Genomic DNA, 16,921 nt, shown 5'->3' on the forward strand with positions numbered 1-16,921 from the left:
AGTACCCTCGTTTGATAGCTTTTCTCCTATGATCTTTGACATAATGATTGCTGGGAAGATTTAGAGAAAAGAGAAAGGGAGAGGGTTTCACATCATGAAATGGGACATCAAGTCATTTTTGGGGGGCATTGCTGTAGGTTCGGTGCTCTTTTCCGGAATTGCCATTGCAGCACCCGCTTTTCCAGACGCGGAAGAAGGAATGAAAACACCGTTCACCTACTACTTTGACGGGTTGCCGAAATCACCAAACAGCGACGTACAAGGCATCATGTACAAAAACTCCGTCTATGTGCCAATCCGCTTCGTAGCTGAGAACCTGAACAAGCCGGTCATTTACGATGCGAGAACCAAATCGATTTTCATCGGTAAAATTCCATCCGCAAAAATGTACTCCAAAATGGAAGCGATCGAGCTGGTGAAAAAGAAATTCGCTGGCAAACTCTCGCCGACACATGTAGTCGAGTACGCTCACGATGACGAAAAAGGTCACTATGTCATTCAAGTGTACCAAACGGTCGTAAACAACTTCCAATCTGGCGACAGCTACACCAGTACGTATGGCTGGTTCGTAGTGAACCCGAACACCGGGGAAATTAAGTCGTTGTTATAATTTCTTCTGCACTTATCTATTCGTACGAAAAAGACAGCGGACTAGGGACCCGCTAGCACCGGAGGCTATCCTTCCGGTGCCTTTTTTGTCTATTGGAAAAATTTAGATTGATTACCACTTGTCCCATGTGATACGATCTCTCTACCAACACTTAACATACATTTTTATTTACTATTTATTTTATATAAGGAGTGAACTTGTTTATGTCTACCTTCCCGAACTGGGCGAGTTTATACCTTCAACGTCTACAGCTAGACCGCAAGCCGCCTAGCCTCTCTTATCTCAGTGAGCTCTGTCGCGGGCATCTGCAGACCTTCCCTTATGAAAATGTAAGCAAGCTGCTCTTCTTCCGTGACGGGAAACATGAGATACCGACCCCTGAGGAATATGTGCACAATGCGATCCACCATCATTTTGGCGGCACATGCTATACCAACAATCACAGCTTTCTCTCTCTGCTTCGAGCTCTCGGATTCTACGGTCAGCTCGTCTTGCCAGGCGGCGGGCATGCTGCCATCCTGATCGATGGTCCGAATACAGGAGAGACACCCGTCTATGTGGATGCGGGGGCTACCGCTCCTATCTTTGAGCCGATTCATTTTCTCGAAGAAGGGAACCATGTAAGGCCTTTTGGCACTGCCTCGATGGATTTGACCAAAAGTCCCGATCATCCTGAACACTATCGCTTTACGCGGTATGAAAACGGAAAAGTGGCAATTCCTCCGTGGGATTTTCATCCGAATGAACGAAAAGAACTGCCTGACTTGTCGGAAGCCATCCGCTCCTCTTTTTTACCAGACGCCTTCTTTTTGAATCGACTTCACATCCATCGTTTTCAGTTGGAGCAAGATCGCTTCGTACTCCTCAAAAACAACGCTCTCCACATCGGTTATTCAGATGGCACAAACCAGATAACACCTCTCCACACTATCGCTGATATAGAAGCTGCTGTCGCCGATGAAATGCAACTGCCACTTCTCCCTGTTCGCGAGGCAGTAGAAAGCCTGCTCGAACGTGGTATTGATATTTTCACTGCTCCCAAAAAAGAAGAAGTCCCCCTAGAAAGCCTTTGATATTATTGGTACTCAGTTATTAAATAGTAATACGAAATGAACAGCCGCAAGGACTCCCATTGGATAAATAATTGTTCTTGAAAATGTATTTTTAAATCCATTACGGGGGTGCTTTTCAAAAAGTAGGTGCAGAACTGTATGTATGATAAAAAATACATCTAAGACCCAAAAAGTAACTGTCTGATATTTACTAAAAAGTAAATAGAGTATCATTGTGTAAAGAGGAAGATGAATAAATGTGAATACTTTATAAGCTTTAGAGTCTTCCATATCCTTAAGCACGATAAACAATCTCCACTCCGAACGCCTTATCGCATCCATTTCGTGCAAGAGAAATAAAGATAAGGTTATCAAAAATAACACAAGCAAGAGATCAGGCATTCAAAAACCCCCTACGATTTTATTACTTTATGTTACAACACCCAAATAAATAAAGGGGTCAAAATACAAATCGAACACAACATTATCACAATTTGGAAAACCATGTCCTGATTATTTGAAATCCTATATTTACAGTCTACATCTCGATCGTCCTACCATTTGTTAATATCTGGTTGACAATGATAATATTTCTCACTAATATGGAAAAGTAGGTTAAATGGTAGATAAGGAGTGTCGCACTTCATGATGATGGAGATAAAAACATACGTCGTCCAGGAAGGTCATTCTGACAAAATCGTACAAGGCTTTAGCGAGCCTGGTGCTGTTGAGAAGGCTCCTGGCTTTGTAGATTTGAGCGTGCTGGTACAGAAGCCACACAAAGGTGAAGAAGAAGTGGTCGTTATGATCCGTTGGGAATCAAAAGAGGCGTGGAAGCAGTGGGAGCTGAGTGATGTTCATCTGGCAGGTCACCGCCAAGCACGTGAAGAAGAAACTCCTGAGTGGTACATTAGCGGCAAAACTGGCCATTACGAGCTGAAAGCGAAAAAAGAACCGAACCCTTCGTAAATACAAACAAACCAGCCCGACCTCGGAAAAACTCCGATCAAACCAGGCTGGTTTTTTATTTTCTTCTATCCTTTTTCCAATCCGTACTTCTCCATCTTCCGGTACAAGGTCGACAAGCTGATCCGTAGCTCATTGGCAATCGCGGCTTTGTCCTGCCCATACTTGCCTGCGTTCAAATAGCGCTGGAGAATGGAGCGTTCATATTCTGTCACCAGCTTTTCCAGCCCCAAATCGCTGCCTACTGTCGTCGGCTCATCCTCAAACAGCAGATACTCAGGAAGCTCTTCGTTGCCGATGACATGCCCCTCCGCCATGTTGACCATATACTCGACGGCATTTTCCAGCTGACGAATATTCCCTGGCCATTCGTATGCTTGTAGTCGTTGGACGAGTTGGGCTTCGAGCTCCAGTCTGCCTTTTTGCAGCAACGTCCCGTACCGATACAGGAAGTGTTGCAAGTAAAGCGCGATATCCTCCGTACGTTCACGCAACGGCTTTAACCGCAAAGGAATGACGTTGAGTCGATAATACAAATCCTCGCGAAACGTTCCTTCCCTGACCATGCTCTCCAAATCCCGGTGTGTAGCAGCAATCACACGCACATCGACGCCCAACGTTTTAACGCCGCCTACCCGATCTACTGTTTTCTCCTGAAGGACGCGCAGCAGCTTGGGCTGGAGGGACAACGGAATATCGCCTACTTCATCCAGGAAAATCGTGCCTTTGTGGGCCAATTCAAATTTCCCCGGCTTCCCTTCGCGTCTGGAGCCTGTGAATGCGCCGCCTTCGTACCCGAACAATTCGCTTTCCAGCAAGGCCTCGGGAATCGCCGCGCAATTGACTGCTACAAATGGCTGTCTACTGCGCCCACTCTCGCAATGAATGGCTTTGGCCAACAGCTCCTTGCCCGTTCCGCTCTCTCCCCGGATCAGAACCGTGGAAATGCTGCTCGTCACTTTTTTCGCTTTGGCAATCACATCTCGCAAGCCTGTTTCTGCCCCAATCAGCTGGGCGAAATACACCGGATGAACCGTGGCCTGCGGCATTTCCTCTTGGATGTTGCAGCTCTTCTCCCGCTCCGCATCCAGCTCTAGCAGCTTGTGCGCTATCAAAGAACTCGTATGCTGCAAAAACGGCATCCATTTTTCCGAGTGGTGCAGCATTTTTTCCTTTTGTTCAGGGGAAAAGCCGATAATTCCGATGACTCCTACCGTCTTCTCCCGTTTGTGCACCGGAAATCCAATCGTCGCCAGCTCCCGGCATTGCTGCAAGAACTTGCAATTGCCACACTGCGACTCATTCTTTTTCATGTCAAAAATCATTCCCGGCTGTCCGGTTTGCAGGATCATACGGAAAAAAGATCCCTCGGGCGCAGGCAATCCAATCAGCTCCTGATAGTAGCCGGTTCCGCTCACACGTATCCCTTGTTCATCCAGGATGGTGACATCGAGTCCCAGTACCTTGGAAATATTGTCGGCGTACGATTGAATGAATTCCTCGATCCGGGAAAACTCTGTCATGCCCCATCCTCCAGTTTCACGTTCCTTTATCCCCTGGACGCTGCCGCCATAGGCAAGCTAGCTAGCGCCTGCTCCAAATCTGCGATGATATCCTCCACGTCCTCCAAACCAGTCGATAAGCGAATCAGACCGTCTGTAATGTTGAACTTGATCCGCTCGGAAGCAGGGATCGAGGAATGCGTCATCGAGGCAGGATGCTGTACCAGTGTCTCGGGATCTCCTAAACTAAACGATATCATAGCCAAGTGCAGAGCGTTAATGAAAGATTTCGCTGCCTCGTAACCGCCCTTTACTTCAAAAGAAACGATCCCGCCCATTCCAGCCATTTGCCGTTTAGCCAGCTCATGCTGTGGATGCGAAGGCAGACCAGGGTAGTAAACGTGCGAGATGGCAGGATGCTTCGCCAAAAACTCTGCGACTGCCTGAGCGTTTTGTCCATGCTGTCTGACACGCAAACCGAGTGTCTTCAGCCCACGCAGGATTAAGAAAGCATCCCAGGCATTCAAATTTTGTCCCAAGTCACCCATGACGTTTTTGCGCATGAATTGGATATGCTCCTGCTTCCCAACGATGAAGCCCGCAATCACATCGCCATGTCCGTTCAAATATTTGGTGGCGCTATGCACGACGACATCCGCCCCTAGCTCAAGCGGTCGCTGCAAATACGGCGTTAAGAAGGTGTTGTCGACGATTACCACAACGCCATGAGCGTGTGCCAATCGGGACAGCGCCGAGATATCTAAAACAGTCAGGCACGGGTTCGAGGGTGTTTCGATGTACAGGACTTTTGTGTTCGGCAAAAAGGCACTCTCGACTGCCTGCAAATCGGTGCAATCGACAAAGTCCGTCACAATGCCATAACGCGGAGCCATGGTCGTAAGAAACTTGTAGCTGCCTCCGTACACATCTCGCGTACACACGACATGATCACCCTGTTTCAAAAAGGCGAGCAAAGCCCCAGAAATAGCAGCCATCCCACTGCTTACACCCAAGGCGGCTTCGCCATTTTCTAATGCGGCGATTTTTTGCTCTAAAGTGGTGATGGTAGGGTTGCCATATCTTCCGTAGTACGTTCCTTCTCGCTCGCCAGCCACGCACGCCGCTGCGGAGTCTGCATCTGGAAACGCATAGGCCACAGCAGGCACCACTGCGGATACCACTGCTCCTGTTTTTTGGCAAGGCGTTTGTGCGGTATGAATAATGGAGGTGTCCATCTTCCACTTATTTGTCGTCATTGATTGTCTCTCCCTTTGGTTTGTGCTGTTACCAAATGGTATAGCAAGGTTCATGCCAAGGTGAGAAACCGCATCATTCCAAGGCTTTGCGCTTTTTTCTGCCATCCACATTCGCAATTATGCAAATCAATTTTCTCAGGTGCACGCGGAAAAAGCCGTTAGTTGCCCCAACGACTTTTCGCATAGTTGCAATTTTGTTTTGCATGATTAGAAAAACAGCTTATACGAGCATACCGCCCCCGCTTTTCCTGTACTTCAAAATGCCCTCTGCTGCTCGATAGGAAAGAGCGCCCATCGTTCCCGTCGGATTGTAGCCACTATTATGCGCAAAGGAGGAAGCCCCAACGACAAATACGTTTTCCGCATCCCACATCTGCAAATAGTTGTTGACTGCCGAATTGTCTGGTGAAGCCCCCATGATGACGCCACCTGTATTATGCGTCGATTGGTATGGCGTGATATCGTAGGGTCCGAGCTTGCGGTTGATTTCGAGCTTTTCGTTCGCCCCCATTTCTTTGACAATTTCCGCGCATTTATCTGCACAAAATGCCGCTAGCTCCCTGTCCTGGTCGACGAAATCATACGTAATGCGGATCAACGGATCTCCAAAAGCGTCCTTGTACGTCGGGTCCAGATCAAGGAAATGCTGTTGAAATGGCATGGAAGCTCCTTGAGCACCTACGGATATGAATCGATTCGTGTATTTGATCGAGGCAGCCTTGAAATCCTTACCCCAGCTAGGCATTCCCGGTGGTACCTTGTTCGTGCCAATTGGGCGAAAGCCGGTTTGTGTGACAGAGATATTCGCGCCATGGATAAATTTCAAATTGGAGTGATCGAAGTTATCACCGTTGTAGTCATCCAAACACATTCCCAACGATCCTGCGCCTGCATAATTGTTAAATTCCTTGTCGTCGAAGAAGCCCACCGCGCCTCCTCTTAAGACTTGATAGGCGTAGTTTTTACCGATCACGCCTTTTCCGGTTGTTGGATCATATGGTTTTCCCAGCTTGGACATGAGCAGGATGCGCGTGTTGTTGAATACATAGCTGGTCATCACCACAATATCAGCGGGCTGTTCGAATTCCTCCCCTGTCGTGACGTCCGTATACAAAACACCTGTCGCCTTGTTCCCTGTATGTAAAATTCTGCGGACATGGGAATGCGTGCGAATTTCAAACTTCCCTGTCTTCTTGGCTACCGGGATCACGGTCACCACTGGATCGGCTTTTGCTCCGTATTCACAGCCAAACCTTTCACAGAAGCCGCAGTACTGACACGCAGCCCGTGCCACCCCGTCTGGATTGGTATACGCTTGCGAGAGATTGGCTGATGGAAGGATGTATGGATGCAGGTTTTTCTTTTTCGCCGCATCCGCAAACATTTTCATACTCGGTGTAGTACGCATCGGAGGCGTCGGATAAGGACTGGAGCGTTTCCCCCCCAACGGATTCTCCTCACCAGCGATTCCCGCCATCTTTTCAAACTTATCGAAGTACGGCTCCAGTTGATCGTAAGTAATGCCCCAATCCTGGATCGTCATTCCCTCTGGAATTTTCTTTGCGCCATACCTTTCAATCGTCTTGGAGCGGATTTCGAAATCATACGGTAGGAAGCGGAAGGTCTGTCCGTTCCAGTGGACACCAGATCCCCCGAGTCCTGTCCCAAGCAAAAAGGAACCATATGACCGCATGGGAAGCGCACGAACGTTCATTCTACTGCGGAACGTGATCGTTTCCTTGGACAAATCTTGCATCAGCTCGTAACGGAGGGCATAACGCAATTCATCGTGTACCATGAAGTAGTCTTCGGTTTTGCGCTCCTTGCCTCGCTCTAGCCCCACTACTGTCAGACCTTGCTTGGTTAGCTCAGAAGCAATAATGCCTCCACCCCAGCCCACCCCCACGATCACGACGTCAACCTTAGGTAACTTTTTGGCCATATGTTACAGTCCTCCCTAATGTTGATGATCCCGCAAGCTTAAGGGAGCCATCTTCACAAACTCAGGCTTATCAATCAGCTGTGTATACGCCATCTGATTACCTGGGAAATTCTTCATTTTCCAGCCGTCCATATTTTTATTGCCTCCGTATAGAGGGTCTGCATAAACACCTTCGATCGTACTGGCCCGCAGCATATTGAAAAAAGTGCTCGCCGAGATGGTCGTCAATTTTACTTCATCGGATTCAAAAGCCTTTAAAACAGCGTCCTGCTGTTCTGGTGGGAGTTCGTAAAACCGCTTTCCGTGGGTACTGTTGCTATAGTTGTTCATCTCTTGAAGGCCGATATCGAATATTTCCCTGCGTTTTAGCCTGCCTTGATAGCCCTGTGTAATTTCACCCGGATAAAAGGGCGCTTGCATGTAATCCCGAGCATTAAAGCCCCAATCACCCGCTAGCTGGTGGTCAATGAAATAAGCTGCACCAAGTGCCTTCGCCCCCGGACCTAGCTCATCCTCAGGAAAAATGCGCTCGCAAGCGGCATCCGCCACCTTGAATTGCTCAGGCGTAAAAAACATGAGCGCCTGATTGTAATCGGCCGTAGGGGGCGGTGCTGCTGGCTGGGCTTGAGGTTCAGGTTTTCGGAGCAAGCTACCTGCCACGCCACCCACGACCAAGCTACCGAGCACCAAGCCAGAGTTTTTCAAGAAGTTCCTTCGGGATACTGGCTGCTCCTTCACGTTGTTTGAATCTGCCAAATCTACCACCTCCAGTGATTTCCTTCCTTTGGTTTGTGCATTTTTTCCTCAAGATAATCGTGGTCACAGAAATTTTTCCAACAAGCTCCACTCATAACTTCATGCAGCGAACAAAAGATAACTTTTACATAGGTAGGAGATGACTTGGAGGGATTTTGATGAAGCACTTCCACAAATGGGTTGGTACCGCAGGTTTAGGGACTGTACTTCTACTGACAGCTTGTATGAATCAAGCCGCTCCGCCTACGAAGCCACATACGCCAGCACGCACACAGTCCACAACGCAAGCTCCAAAAGGCGCAACGGTTATTCCAAGCGTGGATCGCGATAAGAAATTCACGACAAACGCACACGGCCATACGTATAGCGGAATGGGCAATGCTCTCTACAGCTCCATGGGCAGCTCACACCTGCACACAGGTGGTCCTTCCACAAAGCTGGAAGCCCAACTGAAGGCAGCGGGCGTACACGGCGTCCAGGCGTTGATTGTGAACGACGCCGTCTACTTGGCTCCTTCTACTGCCAATACACAATCGATCAATCAAATGGATCCGATGCAGTCCCATCTCATCAGCAATTACTCCGGAAGCTCCAGTCGCGGGCATGATGCTGCCCGTACAAAATCAGGGAGCGGAACCCCAGGGACATTGGGTACGAGCGATCATCAGAGCACTTTCGCACAAGCACGCGCCCAAATCGAGCGTATCTATGGGACGGATACACCCGTGAAGGTCGTGAGCTCAAAAAAAGGCATCAAAGCGCTAGAAACGGTGAAAAAACAAATGAAGGATCAGAAGAATCAACAAGCCATGGCTGAACAGTTGAATGTGCTCATTCGTGAAGCGAAGCGGTAAACAAAGAAAAAGGGACAAGCAATTTCGCTTGTCCCTTCCTTATTTCGATAAAAAATGATGGATTTCGTTCACGGTCTCTTGCGGATGCGTCACCATTAGCAAATGCTGTGCCTCCGGTATCATTTTCACCTTGGCCTGCTTCACCATTCCTTGATAGGTGGCAACTGCCTGTCGATGAAACTGCTGCTCTTCTTTTGACAATAAGCTGTCGTCAGCCAGCAGTAATAGCACGGGGCATATTAGCTGTTGGAACAATTCCGGTTGGCTATGAATGCTGTACTCTTGGAAATAGGCGGAAAACGCCTCCCTCGGCAAACGGTATCCGTAGCTTCCGTCTTCCTTTTTCACAAGCTCCTCTCGCATCCACCCCTCTGGCATCACGCTCGTACCATACCGCTCAGAGAACTGCCTTTCTGCCTCCTCTACGGAAGAAAAACGCGTGGTAGCCAGCCGTTCGACAACCTTCTCCTGATCGAATCCGGGGACTTCTCCCAATGAATAATAGCCTCCATCCAATAAAACGAGCGAAGCGACGCGCTTGGTTTCGCGAATCGCAAGCATCTGGGCAGGCACAGCTGAAAAGGACGCTGCGACAATCGTTACTTGTTCGAGCTGTTCTTTCTCCAAGAGTTGAATCAAATCCGTTACGATCCGCTCAAATGAAAAGGAACCATGGCTCACAGAATTCCCGTGACCACGGATATCTACCGCAATTACCCTATATCGCTCTGCCAATGCTGGCAAGATGGGCGCAAACAGTAGCTTGGTGTTGCGAATGCCATGCAAAAGCAACAGGGCAGGTGCTTGTGGTTTTCCTGTTACGCCGTACTCTAGTGTGCCCCCTTCTACCTGCAAACGATTGACTTGCGCGAACAATGCTACGTTCATTTTGCCTGCCTCCTTACTAAATACGTTTGGGAATAAGCACGCCAATATGATGCATGCGAAAGCCTTTGCCAAGTTTACTCTCTCTTTACTTAATCGTCTAGAAGAGGGTTGGTAAATACCTCTTTGTTCTGGCTGTCGTGGTGGGGAGGAAACAGGAGAAAGCGCTCAGCTTCTAGGGCCACCCCCTGGGGGATTGACTGCCCGACTCCATGCAAAAAGCGAAACCGCGTCCAAAGTAGTCGGTTCAGGATGTGTTTCAGAGGTGGACGCTTAAGGGCGTGTTTCGCCTTTTGCATTGCGTCTCGGTCGGTGTCCCTAAGATCTTCGCTGTTTTCTCCTGTTTCCTCTGCGAGCTGCTTGTTTTTCTCCTACCAAAGCCACGTGATACGGTGTCTTCCATACACCCGTGATATACTAGTAGTCAAACATCGAACTGGGAGTTTCGTTTAATCAAATATTCAAGATAACGAAATAAAGGAGTTATCATGGGACAATATTTAGTCAGAGCAAGCACAAAAGATGACGCAGGTTTTATTGAGCAAAGAATAGTTGAATACAATGAATCGAATGTTCCGTTTGAACTGACCGTTCCTTTTTCAAAAATCAATAAACACGTTCGTGATGAAGATGGCAATATCATTGCTGGAATAAACTGTGTGTACTATGCTTGGAGATGTTTGTACATTGATGCTTTATGGGTCAGAGATGATATGAGAAAGAACGGATTGGGAAGCAAGCTTCTTCTTGAAATTGAAAACACAGCTAGAGAGTATGGAATTCATTTGATTCATTTAGATACTTTTGATTTTCAAGCAAAGGACTTTTATGTAAAACATGGGTACGAGATACATGGTGTACTCGATGATTGCCCTCTTTCCCATCAAAGATTTTACCTACAAAAGAGAATCGATTAGCAGTCAATCATCCGTAAAAAGGTAGCCCTACATCCAATAATGGGTGTAGGGCTCTTTGTGTTCCACATGTTACTCCTCAAATTTCATCATTTTCAAATTGGTTTTCTTGACCTTCACCAAATACAACAAATAGATCAGGCCGACAGAGCTCCATAGCAAGCCCAGCATCATGGACGTTGCTTCTAGGTTGACCCACAAAAAGGCGATGAACGTTGTCCCGATGAGTGGTGACAACACGAAGCCCCACCAATCCTTGATAGACTTGTTCTTTTGTTTGCGGAAATAATACGCCATTACGCTGATGTTCACAAAACTAAAGGCGATCAGTGCGCCAAAGTTAATAAAGGACGTGGCGGTTAGCAAATCCATGTACAAAGCAAACAGCATCAACGCTCCTACCAACAAAACGTTAAGTACGGGCGTTCTCAGCTTCGGATGTACATAACCGAACCAGCGCTTCGGCAAAAATCCGTCTCTGCCCATTGCGTACAACAAACGCGTGACACTCGTAACGGATACAAGCCCGGATGCGAGCGTTGAGGACAAGGCGGCGGCCAAAAACACCAATTGAAAAATGGTTCCGCCGATGAATAACGCAATCTCCGCTGAAGCAGCTTCTGGATCAGATAATACCGAAACATCAGGAAATAATGATTGCATGAAATAAGAGGCTGTAATAAACAACGCTCCCCCTGCGAGTGCTACAAGCATAATCCCGCGAGGAATCGTCTTTTTCGCATCGACGGTTTCCTCCGTGAGCGTTGTCACGGCATCAAAGCCAAGGAAGGAAAAACAAAGAATCGATGCACCGGAAAGCAGTGCAATGACAGACATATCCGGTGACAAAAATGGTCGCAGGTTGAATACTTGCCCAAGCCCGTCACCTTGCATAAGACCACGGATTGCCAATCCCGCAAACAGCACGACGACCACGACTTGAAACAACACCAAAATCGAGTTGACGGATGCGGTTACTGTTACGCGAAATACGTTTAACCCCGTCACCAGTACAATGAATCCTATAATCCACCATACAGTCGATACATCAGGAAACACGGATGATAGGTAAACCCCTGTCAACAAGGCGTTAATCATCGGTAAAAACAAATAATCTAGCAAGGACGCCCAACCTACCAGAAATCCGGCATACGGATGGATCGTTTGCTGCGTATATGTATACGCGGTCCCTGCTGAAGGGAATAGCCGTACCATCTTTCCGTAGCTTGCTGCCGTAAACAGGATTGCAAGTAGTGTGACTGCATAAGCAGCAGGAACGTGCCCCCCCGTTTCTCCAGAAACAATGCCAAAGGTGTCAAAAACGGCCATCGGGGCCATGTAGCCCAGTCCAATTACGACAATATGCCGCAACTTCAAACTACGTGTTAGTTCTGCTCTCCCGTTCACTGCCTGTCCTCCTTTTTGTAACAGAATAATTATACACGCCAATTTATAATCACGAAAGAAAAAAGCACCGCTGCACACGGGTTCTCCATGCACAGCAGCGCTTGATTTATATGAGTATTTCCTATGCTTTTGGCAGTTCAAAGGAACTCTTCAATGATACAATCCGGTTGAATACGAGCTTAACATCTGTCGTATGCTTCGGATCGACATTGAAATAGCCATGACGGAAAAATTGATACTTGTCTTGAGGCTTGGTTTCTTTCATATTTGGCTCCACATAGCCTTGCAGTACTTCCAACGAATTCGGGTTAACGTTGTCGAGGAAAGTACCCTCTGCGTCTTCATCATCCATAATCAATGGCTCGTACAAACGGAATTCAGCAGGAACTGCTTGGGTCGCGTCCACCCAGTGAATCGTACCTTTTACCTTGCGACCTGTAAAACCGCTGCCGCTCTTCGTCTCAGCGTCATACGTGCAATGGATCTCGATCACGTTGCCGTCTGCATCCTTCACGACGTCATTGCATTTAATGAAATACGCGTGCTTCAGACGTACTTCATTTCCCGGGAACAGGCGGAAATATTTGCTCGGCGGGTTTTCCATGAAATCGTCCTGCTCGATGTAGATTTCGCGGGAGAACGGAATTTGACGATTGCCCATCTCTGGGTTCTCTGGATTGATCTCCGCTTCGAGCATCTCAACCTGTCCTTCCGGATAGTTCGTGATGACGACCTTCAATGGATTCAATACAGCCATCGTACGTGGTGCCTTCAGCTTCAGGTCCTCACGGATGAAATACTCCAGCATTTTCTCGTCAACGGTGCTGTTCGCGCGTGCTACTCCTACTTCACGAGCGAATGTACGAATCGCTTCCGGTGTATAGCCGCGACGACGGAAGCCTGCGATGGTTGGCATGCGCGGGTCATCCCAGCCGTCTACCACATTCTCATCGACTAGCTGTTTCAGCTTGCGTTTACTCATAACGGTGTTTGTCAGGTTCAAGCGAGCAAATTCGTACTGGTGTGGTACCTTCTCCATTTCGCACTCGCGGACTACCCAGTCGTACAACGGGCGATGATCTTCGAATTCCAGCGAGCACAGGGAGTGTGTCACGCCCTCAATAGCATCCTCCAACGGATGAGCGAAGTCGTACATCGGATAAATACACCATTTGTCGCCCGTGTTGTGATGCGTTGCATGGGAGATTCGATACAGAACCGGATCACGCATGTTGAAGTTCTGCGAAGCCATATCGATTTTCGCACGCAGCACCTTTTCCCCGTCCTTGAATTCCCCTTGGCGCATACGTGCAAACAGGTCCAGGTTTTCCTCCACAGACCGGCTGCGGAACGGACTATCTGTGCCCGGCTCTGTCCATGTTCCACGCATTTTACGCATGTCTTCAGGAGACAGATCGTCTACGTAAGCCAGACCTTTTTTAATCAACAGCACCGCTCGGTTGTACATCTCTTCAAAGTAATCAGATGCAAAAAACAACCCGTCCCATTCGAAGCCAAGCCATTGAACGTCCCTTTTGATAGCTTCTACGTATTCGATGTCTTCCTTCACCGGGTTGGTATCGTCAAAACGCAGGTTGGCCTTGCCGGAGAATTCTCGTGCCAACTCAAAGTTTAGGCAGATTGCTTTTGCATGTCCAATATGGAGATACCCGTTCGGTTCTGGGGGAAAGCGGGTAATGATTTCCTTTACTTTGCCCTCTTGCAAGTCATCAATCATGATATTGCGGATAAAATTGGATGCCGCTACCTTGTTTTCCAATGAAATCAACCTTTCACTTCACCTTTACATTCCATAATACTGATTCTCTTCCCAGAGTTCAACAAAATCGGGTCGTTGACCGACCCGCTCACGTCTCCCATTGCTGCCCCGTTTGCCATTGTGACCTGCAATACAGGTGAATAACAGAATCAATGGCTAAGCGCTGCTCCGTGATCCCACGAATCGTTTCGAGATGCTTCGAGGGAATCAGATGCAGCAAAGGCTGTTCAACATGATTGAACCGTTGGAATGCTTCCGCTGCAATCCGATCCCACTGCGGGTAATACCGAAGCAAATCATCGGGCATTACACGGGAGCGGTCCGTGTCGGACTCGGGCAAACACTCAAAAGGTTCATCCAAATTTAACGTTCCATAATCATCAGTCAGCTCTTCGCCCGGAAAAATATCCCGTGCAGCCAATTCCATATCATACATGGTCGGCACACAATTCGCATGAAAGCTGTGGTTCACGTACCTTGCCTTATCCCAACAAAGAATGTACTTTCCGAACTGGTTCTTAAATGAATATTTTTGTACGTCCTGTTTTCGTAATGAGTCAAGTCTTTCCACAAATGCAGGGTCCAATACTTGGTCCAAATCATCCTGTGCCCATACAATCGTTCCTTTTGGGATAAACCTCGTCGCAAACACACCGTACCCGATCTCATCGTTGATATAGCGCAATTCTGTATCGGGATGCATCATGGCCTTTTTTTCACTCCTTGGCAGATGTGCCTTTTTATCATCATAAGCAGCTTTGCCCGAAGAGGTGTGTGAATATCTTTCGAAAAATACATAGCATTCCTGACTATTTTTACGGATTAAAATATTTTTCTTATTTACCACAAATGGTAAATAGTCTATATTATTGGCAAACGGAGTTTTTAGGAACATTTTCCCACAACGATCGAATCAGTATATGTGTCATTTTATGCTTCACCCATTGATATCGAAACGGCATACCCGGGGAAATCCGGCGACGCAAAGCTACAGGGGCTACCTCCGCAACAGCGGACACGCTTGCCAGCTACCGAAGTATTGATGTAGGACGCGACCAATGATCCTATATCATTGGTCTTTTTTTGCGCTCATAATGTCTATTTTTGTCTACTTTTGTATGTTTGTGTATTTTTAACTTTTAAAGGAGGTGAGGCAACAGCGGATAGCCGGTTTAATAAATCATTATTCTTTTCATCATGAAGGAGGTTTCATAGGAATGTCATTCTGGAAGAAACTCTCGACCGTCGCGCTGACTGCTGTCATCGGGGTATCAACATTCTCTGGAGCACAGGCTGCTAACCGTCCAACATCGATGTCACCGAACGCAATGGTGACGACTCCTCACTATCTGGCTACGGCTGCGGCCCTGAAAACACTGGAAGACGGCGGAAATGCAGTAGATGCTGCTATTACGGCCGCTTCCACCTTAGCTGTTGTCTATCCTCATTACACAACCATTGGCGGAGATAACTTCTGGCTCATCTACAATGCCAAAACAAAAGAGCTGAAAGCGCTGAACGGCAGTGGTCGCGCAGGCGAAAAGGCAACCATCGACTATTACAAAGGCAAAGGCTACGAAAAAATCCCGTCCCGCGGTTATGAATCAGCAAACACTGTCCCTGGTGTCGTCTCCGGCTGGTGGGAGGCGTACAACTACGCCCATAAAAGCATGGGCAACAATAAGCTTCAATGGAACAGACTGCTGGAGCCTGCCATTGGATACGCCGAGAACGGATATCCCGTCTCCCCCAACCAAGTATATTGGACAAAATACGCGACAGATCCAACTGACAATGACTTGAAGAATCTTCAACGTTTTGATGGATTCCGCAAAACATTCCTGAAGCCCAACGGCGAACCTTATGCAGCGGGCGAAATTCTCAAACAAAAGGATCTTGCCAATACTTTGCGAATCATTGCGAAAAAAGGCGCTGACGGTTTTTATAAAGGAGAAGTTGCGAAAAAAATCGTAGCAGACATGAAAGCCAACGGCGGATTGCTCACGTTGAAAGATTTTGAGAAGCATACCTCTACGTGGGCAGATCCCATTACGGTAGACTACCGCGGTTACAAAGCGTATAACGTTCCGCCTAACTCCCAAGGCATGGCATCACTCTCTATTCTTAATGTTTTGAATAACTTTGACCTCAAGAGCATGGGTGAAGGAACACCCGATTACTACCACACGATTGTGGAAGCTACCAAACAGGCTTTTGCTGACCGCGACAAATGGCTGACTGACCCTGCCTTTGCGGATATCCCTGTGGATGAGCTGTTGTCCAAGCAGCACGGGAAAGATTTAGCTGCGCGCATTGATTTGAAGCAAGCAGCCAAATCCGTAGAACCGCTTGATCCTAAAGGCGATACAACCTGGTTCGGGATCGTCGACAAAGATGGAAATGCCGTGTCCATCATTCAGAGTCACTACTTTGACTGGGGTTCCGGCATCGTAGCGAAAGATACGGGTGTCCTTTTGCAAAACCGCGGAAGCTATTTCTCCTTGGATTCCAAACACATCAATCACTTGGAACCAGGAAAACGCACCTTCCACACCATTAACCCAGCTATGCTCTTTAAAGGGGACAAGCCTTATCTTCTTTACGGAACACAAGGGGGAGAAGGACAGCCGCAAACGCAAGCTGCACTCGTCACACGCATCGTCGACTTTGGTTTCAGCGTGCAAGACGCAATCGAAGCGCCAAGATGGCTGCATGGACGCAACTGGGGATCTGCTTCCAACAATCTCAAGGTGGAAAGCCGCATCCCTCAAGAAGTCCTGGACGAGCTCATTAAACGTGGACATCCAGTCGAAAAGCTGGAAGCAGCCTATACCGATGCGATGGGACAGTCCGGCGCAATCCTGATTGACCCGCAAACCAATGTAAAATTTGGCGGTGCTGACCCTCGCGGTGAAGGCGCAGCAATGGGCTATTAATATTTTGTCAGACTGCTGAGCTCATCTCAGCAGTCTGACTGTTCTATTTCGCATTCACGGA

The 16,921-nt window shown here is 47.9% G+C and carries 15 protein-coding genes and 1 riboswitch; of the genes, 6 read left to right on the plus strand and 9 right to left on the minus strand.

All coding sequences use genetic code 11. The features are described 5' to 3' along the window. Positions 1-94 precede the first annotated feature (94 nt). Both ODZ53_RS07790 and ODZ53_RS07795 read left to right on the plus strand, forming a co-directional pair. The gene (locus ODZ53_RS07790; protein WP_173604552.1) at positions 95-610 is read left to right on the plus strand and encodes a stalk domain-containing protein; all 516 of its coding nucleotides are present in this window, start codon (positions 95-97) and stop codon (positions 608-610) included. 203 nt (positions 611-813) lie between these two features. After that, entirely contained in the window at positions 814-1,683 is an 870-nt protein-coding gene (locus ODZ53_RS07795; protein ID WP_372676544.1) for an arylamine N-acetyltransferase, read from the plus strand. 12 nt (positions 1,684-1,695) lie between these two features. On the opposite strand, the gene ODZ53_RS07800 is transcribed toward ODZ53_RS07795, so the two are convergent. Beyond that, on the minus strand, positions 1,696-2,064 hold the full coding sequence (locus tag ODZ53_RS07800; protein ID WP_372676545.1) for a DUF6713 family protein: 369 nt from the start codon (positions 2,062-2,064) through the stop codon (positions 1,696-1,698). 243 nt (positions 2,065-2,307) lie between these two features. Here ODZ53_RS07800 and ODZ53_RS07805 point away from each other — a divergent pair, with 243 nt between their 5' ends. Next, on the plus strand, positions 2,308-2,631 hold the full coding sequence (locus ODZ53_RS07805) for an antibiotic biosynthesis monooxygenase family protein (RefSeq protein WP_015893708.1): 324 nt from the start codon (positions 2,308-2,310) through the stop codon (positions 2,629-2,631). Between the two features lie 65 nt (positions 2,632-2,696). On the opposite strand, the gene ODZ53_RS07810 is transcribed toward ODZ53_RS07805, so the two are convergent. The 4 genes from ODZ53_RS07810 to ODZ53_RS07825 all read right to left on the minus strand — a co-directional run bounded on the left by ODZ53_RS07810 (position 2,697) and on the right by ODZ53_RS07825 (position 8,084). Beyond that, positions 2,697-4,151 (minus strand): sigma-54 interaction domain-containing protein, encoded by a 1,455-nt coding sequence (locus ODZ53_RS07810; protein ID WP_372676546.1) that lies wholly within the window; start codon positions 4,149-4,151, stop codon positions 2,697-2,699. A gap of 26 nt (positions 4,152-4,177) precedes the next feature. Next, the gene (locus tag ODZ53_RS07815) at positions 4,178-5,386 is read right to left on the minus strand and encodes a trans-sulfuration enzyme family protein (RefSeq protein ID WP_372676547.1); all 1,209 of its coding nucleotides are present in this window, start codon (positions 5,384-5,386) and stop codon (positions 4,178-4,180) included. A gap of 220 nt (positions 5,387-5,606) precedes the next feature. Then, positions 5,607-7,328, minus strand: a complete 1,722-nt coding sequence (locus tag ODZ53_RS07820; protein WP_372676548.1) for a GMC family oxidoreductase — start codon at positions 7,326-7,328, stop codon at positions 5,607-5,609. Positions 7,329-7,343: 15 nt separating this feature from the next. Next, the gene (locus ODZ53_RS07825) at positions 7,344-8,084 is read right to left on the minus strand and encodes a gluconate 2-dehydrogenase subunit 3 family protein (protein ID WP_041749702.1); all 741 of its coding nucleotides are present in this window, start codon (positions 8,082-8,084) and stop codon (positions 7,344-7,346) included. 158 nt (positions 8,085-8,242) lie between these two features. Between ODZ53_RS07825 and ODZ53_RS07830 the strand changes: the two genes are divergently transcribed. Then, positions 8,243-8,938, plus strand: coding sequence for a hypothetical protein (locus tag ODZ53_RS07830; protein WP_015893713.1), 696 nt, complete (start codon positions 8,243-8,245; stop codon positions 8,936-8,938). Positions 8,939-8,977: 39 nt separating this feature from the next. Here ODZ53_RS07830 and ODZ53_RS07835 read toward each other — a convergent pair whose 3' ends face one another. Next, the gene (locus ODZ53_RS07835; RefSeq protein WP_372676549.1) at positions 8,978-9,826 is read right to left on the minus strand and encodes an alpha/beta fold hydrolase; all 849 of its coding nucleotides are present in this window, start codon (positions 9,824-9,826) and stop codon (positions 8,978-8,980) included. Positions 9,827-10,311: 485 nt separating this feature from the next. Here ODZ53_RS07835 and ODZ53_RS07840 point away from each other — a divergent pair, with 485 nt between their 5' ends. Next, positions 10,312-10,740, plus strand: a complete 429-nt coding sequence (locus ODZ53_RS07840; protein ID WP_372676550.1) for a GNAT family N-acetyltransferase — start codon at positions 10,312-10,314, stop codon at positions 10,738-10,740. Positions 10,741-10,809: 69 nt separating this feature from the next. On the opposite strand, the gene ODZ53_RS07845 is transcribed toward ODZ53_RS07840, so the two are convergent. The 3 genes from ODZ53_RS07845 to ODZ53_RS07855 form a co-directional block, all read right to left on the minus strand. Then, positions 10,810-12,144: an APC family permease gene (locus ODZ53_RS07845; RefSeq protein ID WP_372676551.1), complete on the minus strand. Its 1,335-nt coding sequence runs from the start codon at positions 12,142-12,144 to the stop codon at positions 10,810-10,812. Between the two features lie 121 nt (positions 12,145-12,265). Next, the gene (locus ODZ53_RS07850; RefSeq protein ID WP_372676552.1) at positions 12,266-13,933 is read right to left on the minus strand and encodes a glutamine--tRNA ligase/YqeY domain fusion protein; all 1,668 of its coding nucleotides are present in this window, start codon (positions 13,931-13,933) and stop codon (positions 12,266-12,268) included. Positions 13,934-14,012: 79 nt separating this feature from the next. Beyond that, positions 14,013-14,630, minus strand: coding sequence for an SET domain-containing protein (locus ODZ53_RS07855; protein ID WP_015893718.1), 618 nt, complete (start codon positions 14,628-14,630; stop codon positions 14,013-14,015). A 241-nt stretch (positions 14,631-14,871) separates the two neighbouring features. Next, positions 14,872-14,960: riboswitch (cyclic di-GMP riboswitch) on the plus strand. Positions 14,961-15,141: 181 nt separating this feature from the next. Between ODZ53_RS07855 and ggt the strand changes: the two genes are divergently transcribed. Further along, on the plus strand, positions 15,142-16,860 hold the full coding sequence (ggt, locus tag ODZ53_RS07860; protein ID WP_372676553.1) for a gamma-glutamyltransferase: 1,719 nt from the start codon (positions 15,142-15,144) through the stop codon (positions 16,858-16,860). Positions 16,861-16,921 lie beyond the last annotated feature (61 nt).

The organism is Brevibacillus sp. BD137 (assembly GCF_041644655.1).
GTDB classification, from domain to species: Bacteria; Bacillota; Bacilli; order Brevibacillales; family Brevibacillaceae; genus Brevibacillus; species Brevibacillus brevis_D.